15 protein-coding genes are annotated in these 17666 nt (G+C 39.0%); 6 read left to right on the forward strand and 9 right to left on the reverse strand.

All coding sequences use genetic code 11. The features are described from left to right. Positions 1-222 precede the first annotated feature (222 nt). From ML543_RS11575 to ML543_RS11585, 3 genes are all read left to right on the forward strand, one after another. Positions 223-2019 (forward strand): L-lactate permease, encoded by a 1797-nt coding sequence (locus ML543_RS11575; RefSeq protein WP_243387535.1) that lies wholly within the window; start codon positions 223-225, stop codon positions 2017-2019. An 83-nt stretch (positions 2020-2102) separates the two neighbouring features. Next, a complete protein-coding gene (locus tag ML543_RS11580; protein WP_243387537.1) occupies positions 2103-2588 on the forward strand; it encodes a tetratricopeptide repeat protein in 486 nt (161 codons plus the stop codon). Positions 2589-2806: 218 nt separating this feature from the next. After that, complete coding sequence (locus ML543_RS11585; RefSeq protein ID WP_243387539.1) at positions 2807-4033, forward strand: ISL3 family transposase; 1227 nt, start codon at positions 2807-2809, stop codon at positions 4031-4033. 43 nt (positions 4034-4076) lie between these two features. Here ML543_RS11585 and ML543_RS11590 read toward each other — a convergent pair whose 3' ends face one another. After that, on the reverse strand, positions 4077-4907 hold the full coding sequence (locus tag ML543_RS11590; protein WP_243387541.1) for an aldo/keto reductase: 831 nt from the start codon (positions 4905-4907) through the stop codon (positions 4077-4079). 87 nt (positions 4908-4994) lie between these two features. Further along, a complete protein-coding gene (locus ML543_RS11595; RefSeq protein WP_243387543.1) occupies positions 4995-5573 on the reverse strand; it encodes an NAD(P)H-dependent oxidoreductase in 579 nt (192 codons plus the stop codon). 235 nt (positions 5574-5808) lie between these two features. Here ML543_RS11595 and ML543_RS11600 point away from each other — a divergent pair, with 235 nt between their 5' ends. After that, entirely contained in the window at positions 5809-6051 is a 243-nt protein-coding gene (locus tag ML543_RS11600; RefSeq protein ID WP_243387545.1) for a hypothetical protein, read from the forward strand. A 259-nt stretch (positions 6052-6310) separates the two neighbouring features. Continuing rightward, positions 6311-11035, forward strand: coding sequence for a 5'-nucleotidase C-terminal domain-containing protein (locus ML543_RS11605; RefSeq protein WP_243387546.1), 4725 nt, complete (start codon positions 6311-6313; stop codon positions 11033-11035). A 375-nt stretch (positions 11036-11410) separates the two neighbouring features. Here ML543_RS11605 and ML543_RS11610 read toward each other — a convergent pair whose 3' ends face one another. The 3 genes from ML543_RS11610 to ML543_RS11620 are packed head-to-tail and all read right to left on the reverse strand — an operon-like array spanning position 11411 to position 12626. Next, a complete protein-coding gene (locus tag ML543_RS11610) occupies positions 11411-11725 on the reverse strand; it encodes a DMT family transporter (RefSeq protein ID WP_243387547.1) in 315 nt (104 codons plus the stop codon). Beyond that, on the reverse strand, positions 11725-12060 hold the full coding sequence (locus ML543_RS11615; RefSeq protein WP_243387548.1) for a DMT family transporter: 336 nt from the start codon (positions 12058-12060) through the stop codon (positions 11725-11727). The genes ML543_RS11610 and ML543_RS11615 overlap by 1 nt, the downstream gene beginning before the upstream one ends. Beyond that, positions 12057-12626 (reverse strand): TetR/AcrR family transcriptional regulator, encoded by a 570-nt coding sequence (locus ML543_RS11620; RefSeq protein ID WP_243387549.1) that lies wholly within the window; start codon positions 12624-12626, stop codon positions 12057-12059. Before ML543_RS11620 ends, ML543_RS11615 begins: the two co-directional genes overlap by 4 nt. Before the next feature lie 190 nt (positions 12627-12816). Here ML543_RS11620 and ML543_RS11625 point away from each other — a divergent pair, with 190 nt between their 5' ends. Continuing rightward, the gene (locus ML543_RS11625; protein ID WP_243387550.1) at positions 12817-13452 is read left to right on the forward strand and encodes a hypothetical protein; all 636 of its coding nucleotides are present in this window, start codon (positions 12817-12819) and stop codon (positions 13450-13452) included. A gap of 389 nt (positions 13453-13841) precedes the next feature. On the opposite strand, the gene ML543_RS11630 is transcribed toward ML543_RS11625, so the two are convergent. From ML543_RS11630 to ML543_RS11645, 4 genes are read right to left on the reverse strand one after another with little or no spacing between them, the layout of a single operon-like run. Further along, on the reverse strand, positions 13842-14198 hold the full coding sequence (locus ML543_RS11630; RefSeq protein ID WP_243387551.1) for a hypothetical protein: 357 nt from the start codon (positions 14196-14198) through the stop codon (positions 13842-13844). A 40-nt stretch (positions 14199-14238) separates the two neighbouring features. Continuing rightward, positions 14239-15033, reverse strand: coding sequence for an SDR family NAD(P)-dependent oxidoreductase (locus ML543_RS11635; RefSeq protein WP_243387552.1), 795 nt, complete (start codon positions 15031-15033; stop codon positions 14239-14241). Further along, positions 15034-16191 carry a thiolase family protein gene (locus ML543_RS11640; RefSeq protein ID WP_243387553.1) on the reverse strand — a complete coding sequence of 386 codons (1158 nt, stop codon included), beginning with the start codon at positions 16189-16191 and terminating at the stop codon, positions 15034-15036. Beyond that, positions 16184-17644, reverse strand: a complete 1461-nt coding sequence (locus ML543_RS11645) for an AMP-binding protein (RefSeq protein WP_243387555.1) — start codon at positions 17642-17644, stop codon at positions 16184-16186. Before ML543_RS11645 ends, ML543_RS11640 begins: the two co-directional genes overlap by 8 nt. Positions 17645-17666 lie beyond the last annotated feature (22 nt).

The raw sequence follows: 17666 nt of genomic DNA on the forward strand, positions 1-17666 counted from the left end.
TGATATCTTCTGCAGCCTACTGATATCATAGTCCGAGCCTTGAAAGTATAAAGAAATCTTATTATATACATTTTAATCGAATTTATGGAAGAAAATCAAAAACAAACCTTGCATAATGGTAGCGGTTACATTATGATATAGTCATCTGATGACTGTATGACCAGATTTAACACATAATTAGAATTCAGAATTTTCTACTAAATCAACAAGGAGGTTCTTGTATTGAATTCGATTCTCTTTACCATTTTTGCTCTCATTCCTATCGTCAGCGTTTTTACGTTTCTAGTCATTTTAAAATGGCCAGCAAATCGTGCAATGCCAATCTCACTTGTTCTTACCGCCGTTACAGCCTACTTTCTATGGGGGACAAGCAGTCAAATTATTTTTGCTGCAACTTTAAACGGTGTCGTTACAACACTTGAAATCATGCTCATTGTCTTCGGAGCAGTGTTATTGTTAAACACGATTAAACAAAGTGGTGCAATATCAACAATTCGAGAAGGATTCATTCATATTTCCCCTGATCGAAGAATTCAGGCAATAATCATTGCATGGCTGTTTGGGGCTTTCATCGAAGGAGCAGCCGGCTTTGGAACACCAGCTGCGATAGCCGCTCCACTTCTTGTTGCAATTGGATTTCCAGCAATGGCTGCCGTCTTAGTTGCCCTAATTATCCAAAGTACACCTGTATCTTTCGGAGCGATTGGGACACCTATTTTAGTTGGTGTCAACGGAAGCTTGGCAGATCAACCTCGAGTGGAGAGCGCTTTACAAACCTTGGATTATTCTTCCTATCTATTAAAAATCACAGCAAATGTTGGACTGTTTCATATGCTTGTAGGTATTTTCATTCCTTTATTTATGGTTGGAATGCTAACAAGATTCTTCGGGAAAAATCGTTCATTTGTTGAAGGGCTAAAAGTATGGAAATTTGCTTTATTTGCTGGGGCAGCTTTTACCTTACCATATTACTTGATTGCTGTTTACTTAGGACCTGAATTTCCTTCTTTAGTTGGTGCACTCATTGGAATGATGATTGTGATACCCGCAGCCAAAAGAGGTTTATTTATACCAACTAAGGAAAATATTTTTGAGTTTGAAAACCGTGCGGATTGGGAGGCAGAATGGATAGGTCGACTAAATAATGAAAATACAGATATAAGTAACACACAACAAGGAAATATATCTCTACTTCGTGCCTGGATTCCGTATGTATTAGTCGCATTTCTACTTGTTTTGACCCGCATTACCCCTGAAATAAAATCTTTTTTAACTGCAGACTTTGTCACGTTTAAAATCGAGCAACTGTTTGGGACAACTATAGGTATTAAAACATCTCCATTATACGTACCTGGGACTATCTTTATCATCATATCAATCACCACATTTTACCTACATCGTATGAAGAAAAACTCATATAAAAAAGCGTGGAAGGATTCCTTTCAGACGACAGTCAGCGCAGGAACTGCATTAATTTTTGCTGTGCCGATGATTAAGATTTTTCTTAATACCCAAACAGAGCAATTGACTAGCATGCCACTTTATTTAGCTGAAAATTTAGCTCAACTAGTCGGTCCATTGTGGCCAGTTTTTGCACCTACCATCGGTGCTTTAGGAGCTTTTATCGCCGGTAGTAACACATTCAGTAATATGATGTTTTCCATTTTCCAATTCGGAGCGGCACAAAACATTGGATTAGACGTTCATGATGCAAGTTATGTGGTTGCACTTCAAGCTATTGGAGGCGCAGCTGGAAATATGATTTGTGTTCATAATGTCGTAGCTGCCTCTGCAACTGTCGGTCTAATAGGTAAGGAAGGCCAACTCATTCGAAAAGCACTAATTCCTATGAGTTATTATGTTTTAGCAGCAGGAATTATCGGTATGGCAATTATTACTGGAGGTATAAACCTTTGGTATCTTGCATATGGTCTTCTCATATTCAGTTATCTATTATTCATGAAAAATAGCAAAGGAAGTAGGAATCTATTGAAGGGGAAAAATCATTTAAGCGCGTAAATCCCCTATCTAATAAAGGTTTAAATGAATGATCTGTAGAACGGTATTTGTTGAAAAAGTATTTGAGAAAGGAGCACTGGGTTATGGTAATAGAATTACAGAATGCCGTTCGCTTACATGATGATGGTAAATATGACGAAGCATTACATCAGCTATTACACATCTTGCCTCAATATCCTGAAGATGCATTATTGCAATATCACATTGCATGCTGTTATGACGCAATGGGACAAGAATCAAAAGCAATCCCCTATTATGAAAAGGCGATTGAACTAGGCCTCAATCGAGAAAAACAAAAATATGCGCTAATTAACTTAGGAAGTACCCTTCGAGCACTTGGACACTACCATCAGTCAAAAGAAATTTTTGAAAAAGGTCTTAACGAGTTTCCGAACAGCGATGTCATGAAAATATTTTATTCAATGACTTTATATAACTTAAAATATCATGAACAGGCTATGGAAATATTATTGAAAGCAGTTTTACGCAAAAGCGATTGCAAAGAGATTCAAGCTTACAGGCGAGCAATTGAATTTTACTCAAATAAGTTAGGTGAGGTCTGGGACTGAGTTCTGCTTCAATACGTTCCCAATACCTTAAAAGCGTCGATTTCCAACGAGGTTAAAAGAAAAACCGGTTTGCTCCACTAGAAGCAAACCGGTCTTTTTTTGGCTCTACAATATTTGTTGGGGTATGAAGAAATTTTTAGCATAAAAAAACACGTAAGCTCCAAAATCCTTTACACTTGAATTGACGAGAAACAAGAATAAAGATTGGAGTTACGTGCATGAAGTATTCTACCATATCAATGCCTGGATTAGAAGAGTTGATTATCACACAGATGGAGGAAATTGAGGGGGTAATCCACCTTCATGTTTCTGTCCCCCGAAGAAGACATCAATGTCCGGCATGTGGAGATTGGATCCATAAGGTTCATGATTATCGAATTCAGAAGGTAAAGCACTTAAAACTATTTGAACGAACGACCTATCTGTTCTATCGAAAACGTCGGTATGCATGTCCTTGTGGAAAGCGATTTGCGGAAAAGAATGGATTTGTTGAACGGTATCAACGCCATTCCATTGAATGGAATCAAGCGTTAGGGTTAAGGGTGATTCAAGGAAAGAGCTTTAAAGATACGGCAGCTCAATTTCGTACCTCTCAGACAACGTGTATCCGTCGATTCGATCAAATTTCTGCTTCGTATTTAAAGGAGACAGAGGAATTACCAGAGGTGATTGCGATTGATGAGTACAAGGGGGACACGAATGAAGGAAAGTATCAGTTAATCATAGCTGATGGGGAAACAGGCAAACCTCTTGATATCTTACCGAACCGGTCTGTCCATACATTCAAAAGGTACTTACAACAAAAAGGAGCGAAGGTCAAAATCGTCATCATGGACATGAGTTATCATTTCAAGTCCGCTGTCAATCAAGCTTTAGGAAATCCTCTTATCATTGCGGATCGATTCCACTACTGTCGATATATTTACTGGGCTCTTGATCGTGTCCGTAAGCGAATCCAAAAGGAATTTCATGCTTATGACCGTAAGAAATGTAAGCGATTAAGGCATATCTTCTTTAAGCCCTATGAGAAACTAACAGATAAACAGCGTTGGTATTTGGCAAGATATTTAGGTTTTTCTGAAAGCTTACGAACAGCTTATGGACTAAAGGAACGTTTTAGGAAATGGTTCATACGTGCAAAAGAGGTCGGAAAGACCGATATGAGTAGGGTGAAAAAGGAGCTGTATGCTTTTTACGAACAAGTAGAGGCATCGGGAATAAAAGAGTTTATGGACGCAATTCAAACACTTAAGAACTGGCAAGTGGAAATTTTAAATAGTTTTGCCTTTGAATATAACAACGGATTTATAGAAGGATTAAACAATCAAACAAAAGTAATTAAACGGAATGCGTTTGGGTTTAAACGTTATGATCGCTTCCGATTAAAGATATTATTACATCATCAATTGAAAAATCGTATGATATTCAAGTGGGGTGAGGAGTAATAGGAAATACTCCTACCCCAACATTTGACGTAGAACCCTTTTTTTAAAAATCAAAGTTATCAGGATCTGGGCCGACGCGCTCATCTTTGTTTAGCGCATCAATTCGATCCATATCTTCTTTAGAAAGTTCAAAATCGAAAATCGATGCGTTTTGGATAATGCGCTCGCGCTTAATTGATTTTGGAATGGTGATAATACCTGATTGTAAATCCCAACGAAGGATTACTTGTGCAGGCGTTTTTCCATACTTTTCACCGATTTCAACAAGCACTTCGTTGTCTAATAATTTTCCTTGCATTAATGGCGACCATGCTTCCATTTGAATACCGTGTTTTTCACAGTACTCTCGTAACTCTTTTTGAGCTAGGCGCGGGTGTAATTCTACTTGGTTGACCATCGGTTTAATTTCTGCATCTTTCATTAAATCTTCTAAATGGTGGATATGGAAATTACTTACACCAATTGCACGTACTTTTCCTTCTTTATATAAGTGTTCTAATGCCTTCCACGTTTCTTTATATTTTCCTTCCACAGGCCAGTGGATTAAGTAAAGATCTAAGTAGTCTAATCCGAGTCGATCAAGTGTCGCTTGGAAAGCTTGTAGTGTAGATTCATAGCCTTGATCACTATTCCATACTTTACTAGTCACAAAAATTTCTTCACGGGGTACGCCAGATTCACGAATTCCTTGGCCTACACCCTCTTCATTCTCATAGATTGCGGCTGTGTCAATGCTTCGGTAGCCCACTTCTAAAGCCATTTTGACTGAATGAATCGCTTCATTTCCATCTTCTACTTTAAAAACACCTAAACCAAACCATGGCATTTCAACACCGTTATGTAATGTAACTGTATCTTGTAAGCTTTTGACCATTTTCAGTTTCTCCTTTCCAATTCTTGCATCGCTACAATTCGTATTATGAAGGATGAAAAAGAGAATTGGAAATGATTTGCTTAAACGTTACAATAATTCAACAATGTCCTCTACTTCCTTTAGCATATTTTCCCTCGTTTGATTATCTACATATGGGACAGAATAAAAAAACTTATGAGCAAGTGTTTCAATTCCACAAAACTGTAAAATTCCGACGTCGATAATCGTTTCAATTGAAGAAATGAGTTGATACGGTTTGAGACTCTCTTTTGGATGAGAGGTCGTTTGAAAAATCATCGCTTTCCGATTCATCAATAAACCTTTGGAACCAGCTGCCTGAAACTCAAATGCAAATCCATTCGTAAAAACACGATCGAAATACCCTTTTAAAATCGCTGGCATTCCACCCCACCATGTTGGAAAAATAAACAGTAAATTTTGCGCCCACAATAAGTGCTCTTGCTCTGTACGAACAGTCGCTGGAATGGAGGTCGAGGATTTTACTGTAAAACCATCATCTTTTAAGATGGGGTTAAAGTTCATCTCGTATAAGTCTCGAATACGAATTTCATGGTTTTTTTCTTGAAGTTTATTTAGACATGCTTGAAGAATTGCGCCGTTAAAACTCGCTGGTTTTGGATGTGCAAAGATGATAAGTGTCTTCACGAGAATTCCTCCCACGTTTTCCGTTCTTTATAGTATGGATAATGTCAGAAAAATCATACGCAAATTGACAAATCTCAGCACTTTTTGACAAACTCTACTTTGTATTTTTTTTAATGTGAAGCCTTTTCATTTTTTTTAATATTTAAAAGCAAAAAATATTTTCATAAAGGGTTGAATCCCGCTAGTAAATTGGTAAAATATCGATAGCCACATTCTAAAAAAGGGTGCGAGATACGTGTTAACTAAGAAAAAAACATGTCGTTATGTCATTAACGCAACAGGAAAAAATGGCGAAACGTATTTTATGACATGCGATAACAAACAAGAAGTAAAAAAATGGATAAAAGAAAACAATTCCAAATTAAATCCAAAAGAATTAAAGGTAACAGATAAGCAAAAAAAATTAGTTTTAGCTAAAAGCCTTCTTTTGGCTGTCATGGCTATATTCGTCATTGTAGAATTTATTCTCGTTATGTAATGGGAATCGTATGATAAATAACTTTTCGTTAAATTAAAAAGGGATCAAGAAATCAATCTTTGCGGATCTTCTTGATTCCTTTTTCTATTTTCCCATCTAGCGCGAATTTCGACATAATGAACTGCAATTCTTCCTCAATTTAACAAATTAATACGTTTTTCCTCACATTTTTACAAATAGTTAACATTTCCTATACATTTTTCCAGTAAGATAAGAATTGGTGTCAAACCTATTATTAAATACGTAAGGAGGATTCAACATGTCTTTTGCAAACAAAAGTCTTCAAAAGACCTTGTTGTTGCTCTTGGCGATTACCCTAGCAATTTTCCCTGTATTACCAAATATCGCCCAAGCAGAACCGACTGGGTCAATCGATTTATTTTTTTCAGAATATGTAGAAGGTTCTAGCAACAACAAAGCAATCGAAATTTATAATGGGACTGGAAACACGGTCGATTTAAGCAATTACTCTATTGAATTGTACTCTAATGGGAGTACGGATACGACAGCTACACATCAGTTGAATGGAACATTAGCTAACAAAGCCGTCTATGTCCTCGTTCATCCGAGCGCAAACGCTACACTACAAGAGAAAGCCCATGAGACTAGCACTGTTACAAACTTTAATGGCAACGATGCTCTCGTTTTAAAGAAAGGCAATCAAATCATTGACACTTTCTATACAGTAGGACAAAGCGAAACAATCGCAAAAGATGTAACACTTACGAGAAAATCACATGTAACGACAGGTTCAAACTCCTTTACATTGGATGAGTGGCAAACTCACTCCATAGATACTTTCAATTTTTTAGGGGCACATTCAACTTCAGAAACGCAACAACAAGTCGAAGCAGTTCAATCTTCTCCACAACAAGGAATGATTTCAAAGGATACTAAAGTATCACTTTCAACCCCTACTGAACAGGCAACAATCTACTTCACCACAGATGGAAGTGATCCTACAACATCATCGACTCCATACACCACGCCAATTCAGTTTACACAAGATACAACCATAAAAGCAATCGCTGTAAAAGATGGGATGGAAGCAAGCACAATTCAAACATTTACGTATCTCATTGAAAAGGATTTGGACATCCATGATATTCAAGGGACTAGCCATTCCTCCCCTTATGTTGGACAAACAGTCACACAGATTGATGGCATTGTCACACATATCGATGGTGACAACATTTACATGCAAGAAAAAAATCCAGACGACGATTTGAAAACATCTGAAGGGCTTCTCGTGTATAAACGCGACCATTCTGTCAAAATTGGAGATCACATTTCAGTAGATGGACAAGTCAAAGAATATGTTCTTGATGGTTATTCAGACAAGCTCGAGACCGATTTAACCTTTACTGAAATTGCGGCTACCAATATAGAAGTTCTTTCTTCAGGAAATGTGCTTCCAGAGCCAGTTATCCTAGGCAAAAATGGACGAGTCATTCCGGACAAAATCATTGATAACGATCGCTTTACTGCATTTGATCCAGAAGAAGATGCCATAGATTTTTATGAAAGTTTAGAAGGGATGCGTGTTCAACTTAATAACGCTGTCGTTGTAGGACCGCAAAAATACGGGGACCTTTCTGTCGTCGTGGACAACGGGACAAGTCAAGTAAGGACAAACGCTGGCGGTTATAAGCTAACAAAAGAAGATCCCAATCCAGAGATATTATATGTTGAAGTGGGAAATAATTTTGTCGCAAAGGTCGGAGATTCCTTTAACGGAGCCATTACCGGAGTATTAAGCTATGACTATGGAACGTTTAAAGTGTACCGCAATACAAACGAAGCACTTCCATCTCTTCAAGATGGCGGGCTACAACCAGAGACGACAACCATTGAAGCCAACTCTGAGCATTTAACCGTGGCAACCTATAATCTAGAAAACTTCTCCGCTCAATCAGACGAGCAAAAGGTGACACGAATTGCAACATCCATTGTGAATCAATTAAAATCACCCGATATTATCGCCCTTGTCGAAGTGCAAGATAATGATGGTTCAGCAAACAGTGGAAATACGAGTGCTGATGCCTCTTACACGCGATTAATCAATAAAATTCGAGATATGGGTGGACCGTCTTATCATTTTACAGATATTGCTCCGGAAAATAATCAAGACGGTGGGCAACCAGGCGGTAACATTCGTGTTGGGTATATTTACAACCCTGATCGTGTTCAATTAACAGCAGGGCAAAAAGGAACAGCGACCGAAGCTGTAACTTATCAAAATGGAAAGCTATCTAAAAATCCTGGTCGTATAGCACCTGATAAGTTCCAAGATACGCGTAAACCTCTCGCTGCCCAGTTTGAGTTTAACGGTGAGGAAGTTGTGGTCATTGCTGCTCATTTAAACTCAAAAAGAGGCGATTACCCGTTATTTGGAAAAATTCAACCTCCAACACTCGGAAGTGAAGCCGAAAGAATTGAGCTAGCGACGGAAATCAACCAGTTTGTCAAAGCGATTGAATCTGATAATCAAAAAGCGAACGTTATTGTATTAGGAGATTTAAATGATTTCGAGTTTTCTAAACCACTAGACGTGCTAAAAGGTTCCGAGCTTACGAACTTAGTAGATCATTTACCAGAATCAGAACGGTGGACGTACAACTACCGTGGGAACTCGCAAGCACTCGATCATATACTTGTATCCAATCATTTAGCGAAAGATGCTGAAATTGATATTGTGCACATCAACTCTCCGTTCATGGAAGCGCACGGACGAGCAAGTGACCATGATCCGGTGTTAGCTCAAATCGACCTTACACCGAATAAAGTCATAAACATTTTACACACGAACGATTCTCATGCACGTGTGTTTGAAGGAAAGTATGATGGCATGGGATTTGCGAAGTTATCGACTTTAATTAAGCAATTTGAACAAGAAAATGAACATACTCTCCTTCTCGATGCAGGGGATACGTTTCACGGCACTACGTTTGCAACACTCGAAGAAGGAAGCAGTATAGTCAAAATTATGAACGAGATTGGTTACGACAGTATGGCTGCTGGAAATCACGACTTTAACTATGGATTTAAGCGCTTATTAGAACTAGAAGAAATGGCAGACTTCCCTGTTTTAAGCGCTAACGTCTTTTATGAAGAGACAGGTGAACTCGTACTTGACCCTTATACAATCCGTGAAGTTAATGGTGTAACTTTTGGGATTTTCGGATTATCAACCCCTGAGACCCACTATAAAACTCACCCGAAAAACGTTGAAGGGTTAAAGTTTACAGACCCCGTTGAAGCAGCAAAGAAAATGGTAGCTGAGCTACAAGGGAAAAACGTTGACGTCATTGTAGCGCTCACTCACTTAGGAACGGACGCATCTAGTACGGATACAAGCTTAAAGGTAGCGCAAGGGGCACCTGGAATCGACCTCATCGTTGATGGGCATAGCCATACGATTGATGATTTAGAAAATAGTGGAACGTTAATTGTAAGTGCAGGCGAGTATTTGAAAAATCTTGGTGTAGTCGAGATTGTGTTTAATGAAAAGAACGAAATCGTATCTCGAGAAGCTTCTCTTATAACGAAAGAAGACGCCGCCAATATTGAGCCAGACCCAGCGGTTCAAGCAGTTATTGATACTATTCAATTAGCACAAGAAGAAATTTTAGCAGAAGAGATTGGAACTACTCTTGTAAAGCTTGATGGTGAACGTGAGCAAGTAAGAGCTGGGGAAACCAACTTAGGCAACTTAATCACCGATGCTATGTTAGAAGAAACAGGGGCTGATATTGCTCTAACAAATGGTGGAGGAATTCGTGCTTCCATTGATAAAGGTGTCATTACGATAGGTGATGTTATAACGGTTCTCCCTTTCGGTAACTACATTCAGACACTCGAAGTACCGGGCTCTATCATAAAAGAAGCACTGGAAAACGGAGTTAGCGATTTTCCTGAAGTAAAAGGAGCCTTTCCTCATGTTGCGGGCATGACATTTGCCATTGATATTAATAAGCCGAAGGGTGAGCGCGTACATTCGATAAAAATTCATGGCAAGCCAATTGATCTGAATAAAATGTACACCCTTGCGACGAATGATTTCTTAGCAGCTGGTGGCGACGAATACACCATGTTTGCGAATTTTGAAGTAACGGGAGATTATGCCGCTCTCGATGAAGCGGTCATCCAATACATTAAGAAGCGAGGAACGATAGAACCAAAGGTGGAAAATCGAATTGTATCCGCTACAACGCCAAGTGAAAGCCATCGTGACGACAATACAGAAAATATCATTACTCCAAAAATTAATAACGGGAAAGCTTCTATTTCCAAGAAGGATTTCGAAGCTTTTGATCCATCAAAGGATATAAAAGTAGAACTCGGAAACGCTCAATCGGTTGTATTGGAATTAACAGAAGAACAAGTGAAAGCGTTGAAAGAAAATAAACAATTGTTACGAATCACGAATAATCAAGTCGAATTACAAATTCCTTCTCAAATTTTACCTGACGGAAAAGTTTCTATTCAGTTAAAGCGATTAGAGGATGTAAAAGAAGCAGTGAGTGCAACGTATGATTTCACCATCATTGATCAAAACGGGAACGCTATTCATCAATTTGATACACCAGTAATCCTCACATTTACTGTTGATTTAGATAACATACAAAACACAGATCAACTAAATGTATATTACTATAACGAACAACGTAAAGTGTGGGAACAACTATTAGGAAGTGTATATAAAGCAGGGAAAGTAACAGCATCTACTGACCATTTTAGTATTTTCGCAGTCTTTGAGAGAACAGAAGCGTCTTATCCTGCCGTTGAATCAACGAGTGACAGCTTGACAAACAGTAACGGAAGTACAAATGGAAATACGCTATCAGCTCCAACAAATAAAGAATATTCCTTGCCAAACACAGCAACTTCTACGTATAACTTGATGGCATGGGGATTTATCACGCTTGCTTTAGGTGGTGTTCTCATCCTCATTCAAAAAAGAAAAGAAAAACATTCATCATAAGAAACATACATGATTTTACACTCACACCCCGGATATGAAAATTTATTCTCCCCGGGGTTTCCTTTCTACCTTCTACCTATCATGATCGATCATTCAGCTCATAGGTAATTTTTATTTTCACAGAAAAGCGGAAAGCGCAAGTCCTTAGGCGAAGGGCGCTGGAGGACCTGCGAGGTGGCTTCCGTCGCCACAGCAGGGCCGAAGCGACCCGAGCTGATGGCGCTTTGCGCTAGACACCAAAAAAACTGAAAAGATAACACTTTATTCAACTTAAATTTTCTGTAACAAAAATGAAAGGACGAAGGGGCTATCCCCTTTCGTCCTTTATCATTCATGTTAATCAAATTAGTGATTCATTAGCGAGTTTACTAAGGGTTAAGAAATAAATTTCAATCCAACAACTGCTACAATTACGACAGCTATGAAAAACAACCGTTTGAAGTCCGCTGGCTCCTTAAACAACCAAATCCCAACAACTGCACTCCCAGCAGTACCAATTCCCGTCCAAACAGCATAGGCTGTACCCATTGGAATAGTTCCCATGGACAGTGTTAATAAGGTGAAACTACAAATCATGCCAAACAAAAGTAATAAAATAGGCCACATTCCACCTTTTCTGTTAATTAACGTAATTCCGATGACACCAACTACTTCAAATAGCCCAGCCCCAACTAACGATAACCAAGCCATTAAGCATTTCCTCCTACCTTCTCATTTGATACAAGTTTCAGCCCCACTACACCAAACAGTAACAAACCAATAAAAAATAATTTAAGGACATCCACTCGTTCGCCGAATACAAACATTTCAATTGCCACCGTTCCTGCCGTTCCTAAGCCAACAAATACTGCATAAACAGTGCTCGTCGGCAAAAATTTCGATGTATAAATGAGAGCCCAAAAGCTTACAATCATTGCAATTGCTGTGATTATCCATTCCCATACATTGTCAGCGTGCTTTAAACCAATCACCCATCCTACCTCAAATACTGATGCTACTAAAACGAGAAGCCATTTACGATTCATTTTGAACTCATTCCTTTCCAAAGTAAGTTCCATGTAGATTCCGCTCGTAAAATTGCTTTCTTCTTTTCACCATACATGAGTTCTACATACACACTGTCTAGTAATGCGACGTAAGCTACACTGGCCATTTTCGGATCTGTATCAATCTTTCCTTCGTTCACTACCTCCTGTAGCATCGACTCTAATCTTCCTTCCATCATCACAACGTATTGATTAAAGATTTTGATCATTTCATCCTTTAAACCGGCAGGTGGAAAGAAGCCTTGCCTTAGGAGAAAATGAAGTTCACGATCAGTTTCAAAACGCTCAATGCTCGAGAGCAAAAAGTCATACAGCTGTTTTTCAATCACATCTTCTGTCGAAAAAAAAGACTGAATAAACGCTAGTTCCTTCTCCAAAGCTTCATGATATAACTGTAAATACAACTCTTTTTTCCCTTTGAAATGTGAATAAATTGACGCCTTTTTAATCCCAACATGTTCCGCAATGAGCGACATCGAAGTACCCTCATACCCCTTTTCAGCAAATAAATCATAAGCCTTTTCTTTTATTAACTCTCCACTCAAAAATGTTCACCCCACATTAACTACCTACCGTTCGGTAGCTTAACTTTACCATAATCCTTCTCCCTTATCAACCTTTAGAAATTTCTAACAAAGGATAGGACTTTCTTTCTAATATTTATAAAAACCCCCTGAAAAACAAACAGAAGAGCAGAATGGTGTAATGGAAGAAATAAAAGGGGAGGAAGTAAAAATGAAAAAATCACTATTCACCACTTTTATCGCAAGTGCTTTCTTGTTATTCTCAACAACTTTTAGTGTACCTGCATTTGCTGAGAAAAAAGAAAAAGAGTTTGAATCCGATTCCCAAGAAATGATGATGGATGACAAAGAAGAAAAGAAAGAAAAAAAGGAAAAGAAACCTCATGTAATTGAAAACAAATTGAATTCTAATGCGCAAGAGCGTGCAAGTGCCACAGCTAAAATGAATGCATCCGCACAATCAGCAGTTGCTCTTTCTACTTCTCAAGAATATGAGGAAGAGAATGAATCGGTTGAAGTGGAGAAAGAAACAGAAGTTCAAACAGAAGTCGAAACATCTGTTGAATCTGAAACGGAAGTACAAGAAGATGCATCTGAAGATCAACCAACTGTAGAAGAAAATGAAGATATGGAAATGAAAGAGGAATATGAAACGGATGAAACAACCGCGAACGAAACATCTGTAGAAACCGAAGAAGAAATGACAGTTGAAGAAGTAGTAGCTGAAGATGAAGTAACTGCAGATGAGATGTCCGCGGAGAAAATGAGCATGTTTCAACAATTACTTGATGCACTTGAAACACTAACTGCTCAGATTACATCCGCTTGGAATGATTTATTCCAGTAAGAAATAAGTGGCGATTCTATCTAATTGTATGAAGTGGAGAAGAACGAGTTGTTTTTCTCCACTTGATTTTATTCATTGTCATAGAGCTAGGATCATTCAAGGTAATGCATTGTTCGCTAGACGCTTTAAGCCAAATAAGACATGCCTCCCATATGGAAAGCCTATCTTAAATGTCGTAAATAACGGCTGTAAACATAAACTCTATGTAATTCTAAATGGTTCTTCAATTGCTCCAAACACTTTTAAAATACGTGGAAACTAGACCTTCTCCTTGAAATATGCTCTCTAAGACAGCTTGTAGAAGTTTTTTTACCCTTTTATATTCTCTGATATTACTTGAACAGGACCCTAAATACGTATACTTATATACAGGGTCATCAGGGCATAGTTTATACGCACTTTTTAACATTGACAAACCTTTCTTTATGTTCAAACTCACCAAAATAAAACGGAAACGTGGATATCATATAACCAAAACACCAAAGAAAGTCCGAATTTGTTGGATAAAGAGTATAGCCGATATGGGTAACTCTTTTTAACACAGTTTCTAGTTCATTTAAGTCTACTTCTGTAATCCCTAAATGAGTTTCTTCTACTAACACATACCAACAGAAGAAACCTAATCGTGTAATTGTTTTTAAATCTCTAGGATTTTGTTGAAATTCTTCTAAAAGGAAGGCTTTAGCTTCATTCCATCTTTCCTCTCGCTCTAGAAAATCAAGTTCTGGCCAGCTCCAATCCATCATCCCCCTTACCCCCACCTTTCCATTAAACAAAGATTTATGCCTACCCTTCCATCCATGATGGTGCTGCCTCCTTTTTAGGTGGGGACCAACGGTTTATAACCTTTCCGTTCACTTGAAAAATTTGCCCCGAATCCTCAATGGATGGTCGTTCACAAAGACGATAGATGAATTGTGCTACGTCTTCTGGTTCTCCTACTTGCCAGTAAGGATCTAACGGCATTCCTTGTGCTCTTGCTTTTTCTTTCGCTCGTTCAATATGAGGCCTCGTCATATCTGTTAGGGCAGACGGAGCAACAGCCATAACTCGAATATTGAATCGATGAAGCTCTTTTGCAAGCGCGAATGTCATTCCGATAAGTCCAGCTTTAGCAGCACTATAATTGACTTGTCCCACAACCCCTTCTAAACCGGCCGTGGAAATCATGTTAATGATAGTGCCTCTCTTGCCTGTTTCTTTCACATGTTGAACAAAGGGCTTTGTACAAATAAAAGCTCCACGCAGATTAACATTCATTACTTCATCCCATTCATCGATTTCCATTTTATATGACATACGATCTCGGACAATGCCTGCATTGTTAATTAACACCGTAGCTTTCCCAAATTGCGTAATCGCTGCATGGATTAATCGTTCACCTGTTTGTTCATGTGCAACATCGCCTGTTACCCCATATACTTGACCACCTATTTCTAATAACTGTTGAACCCCATTTTTAACCGCCGCTTCTTTTCTCCCATTAATAATCACCGCATGCCCTTTTAATGCAAACATCTTGGCAATAGCAAAGCCAATTCCCCTCGTTGACCCTGTAATGATAACCACTTCTTTCTCCAATCAAATCTCCCCCTTTTGATACCGTTCAAATAACACAGCAAGACCGAGTCCTCCTCCAATACCTAACGTAGCAATCGCTCTTTTTGCATCCGATCGTTTGATTTCGGTTAAAAGCCTTGTTACTAAAATGGCACCAGATGCGCCATAGGGATGACCAAGAGCCAATGCTCCGCCACCTTTATTCACCTTTTCAACAGGAATCTTTAATGTTTTCAAAGAAGCGAGGACTTGAGAAGCGAACGCTTCATTAAATTCTACTAAATCGATGGAATCAACTGATAAATTTTGTCGCTTCAGCAAATGCCTTACTGCTGGAATCGGCCCGACACCAAGTAGATTCGGATTAACCCCTTTGCTCACTGCATCGACAAAGGTCATAATTGGAGTAAGTCCAAGCTCAAAACATTTTTTCTCCGACATGATTAATACTGCTGCAGCACCATCATTTATTGGACAAGCATTTCCCGCTGTAACCGTACCATTTTCTTTAAAGACCGGACGAAGTTTGGAAAGTTTTTCAAAACTCGTATTCCGCCTTGGACATTCGTCCACCTTGTGTCCATTTACTTCAACAATCTCTTCATTAAAACGGCCCTCATCAATCGATTGAATAGCTTTTTGATGACTTTTTAAAGCGTAAACATCTTGTTCATTTCGTGAAATGTCATATGCTTCCGCCACATTTTCAGCGGCAATGCCCATTTCTGGATCTCCAATTTCTTCAGGTGAAAATCGCGCTCGAGTGAAGATAGTCGGGGGCAAGGACGTGTATAGATGGGGTGGTTTTTCAATCTTCCACGGCTGTAGGCTTGTACTTTCTACGCCTCCTGCAATGTACATATCACCAGCCCCCGCTTGAATGAGACGACAAGCGATTTGAATTGCCTCAAGTCCGGACCCACATTGTCTATCGACAGTTACCCCAGGAACTTCTATAGGGAAACCAGCTTCAAGGGCTGAAAGGCGTGCGATATTTCCACCAGGGCCAACACAATTTCCTAAAATCACCTCATCGATTTCATTAACCGGTATATTCGTTTCTTCGACAATTGCCTTTAAGACAGTGGCTGCTAATCGTTCAAGGGGTACCTCCCTCAACATTCCTCCAATCTTTCCAATCGGCGTTCTTTTTGCCGCAACGATAACCGCTTTATTCACCTGTCCTTCCTCCCAACTCATGAATTCGTAAAGCTTTCCGAGCAATTTTTCCGGAAGATGTGTGCGGAAAATATTCGACCTCAACGTACTCTTTCGGACATTTAAATGAAGAGAGTCTACATTTACAATGCTCTTTCACTTTTAATAGAGTTTGTTTGTTCGCACTTTTTTTCCATTTAATATAAGCGACCACTTTTTGTCCCCAATATTCATCGTCTATGCCTACGACAACGGTTTCTTCAACTTCTCCAACTTCCTTTATGACTTCTTCTATCTCTTCAGGATACACGTTCAGACCACCGGTAATAATCATATTTTTCTTTCGTCCGATGATCGTTAACATGCCATTTTCATCCATGTAACCGAGATCTCCAATATTAGCCCCATGTTTCGTTAAAACTTTTTTCGTTTCGGACTCGTTCTTTACGTAACCAGAGAATAGTAAGTCACTTTGGATTGTAATCTCACCAATTTCTCCATTTGGTAATAAATCACCGTGTTCATTTCGAATTTTCACGGTAACAGATGGGAAAGGTTGTCCAACCGTCTTACGGTTGTTCTCTCTAATCTCCTTTGTTGAATACGATACAAAGCTTAGTTCAGATGCTCCGTAATACTCAACTAATCGACTGTTCGGAAAGAACGCTTCTACTTTTTTCTCTTGACGCTCTGAAAGTTTGGCACCTGACGTAAGAATCAGCAACCGATGTTCAATAATTTCGTTCATTTCATTTACAATTGCCTGTAGCATGGTCGGAACTACGTAAAACACATTCGCTTTGTTCTCTTTCATGAATGTAAGAACTCCAGACGACTTAAATTTCGGCATCAGAAATAAGGTCGCTCCTATATGAAGAGAGTGAATGGCGGCAAAAAGAGATAAGGAGTGACAGAGCGGACCAGGTGCCACCACTTGATCATTTCGCCCATATTGAAAGATTTTTTCCGCTTCGTCAAAGCTTCTAAGCCATGAGCGATGATTTCGCATAAAGCCTTTTGGCACACCTGTAGAACCAGATGTGAACCCCATATAAAATAACTCTTTGTCATGTTCATTCCAATCAATCGTCTCAGCTCGTCTAGTAGGTTGGAGTAATGTTTGCACGGAAATGGTTTCCGAACGGTTAAATGAATTACCCGCAATTATTACATCCGGTTTCGTTAATTGAAAGACATGCTGGCATTCACTTTCCGTCCACTTTGAGTCAAAGGGGATGGCTATCCACCCTAACGTGGTCACTGCAATAAATAACGACAAAAATTCAGGTTCATTCCCAATCATTATGCCAATCTTCTTTTGTTTTCCAGTTCCTACAAGAGTCAAAAGATGCTGCTGCATCGTTACGACCTCGTGATAAAATTCTTCATACGTAATCGATCGCTCTTTCGTTTGTATCGCGACCTTGTTTGGTTGTGTCTTTTGGAATTGTTCAAGCGTTCTACAGATGCCCACCTTTTATCCCCTCCAGTTCAAT

The sequence above is a fragment of the Bacillus kexueae genome, from assembly GCF_022809095.1.
GTDB classification, from domain to species: Bacteria; Bacillota; Bacilli; order Bacillales; family Aeribacillaceae; genus Bacillus_BZ; species Bacillus_BZ kexueae.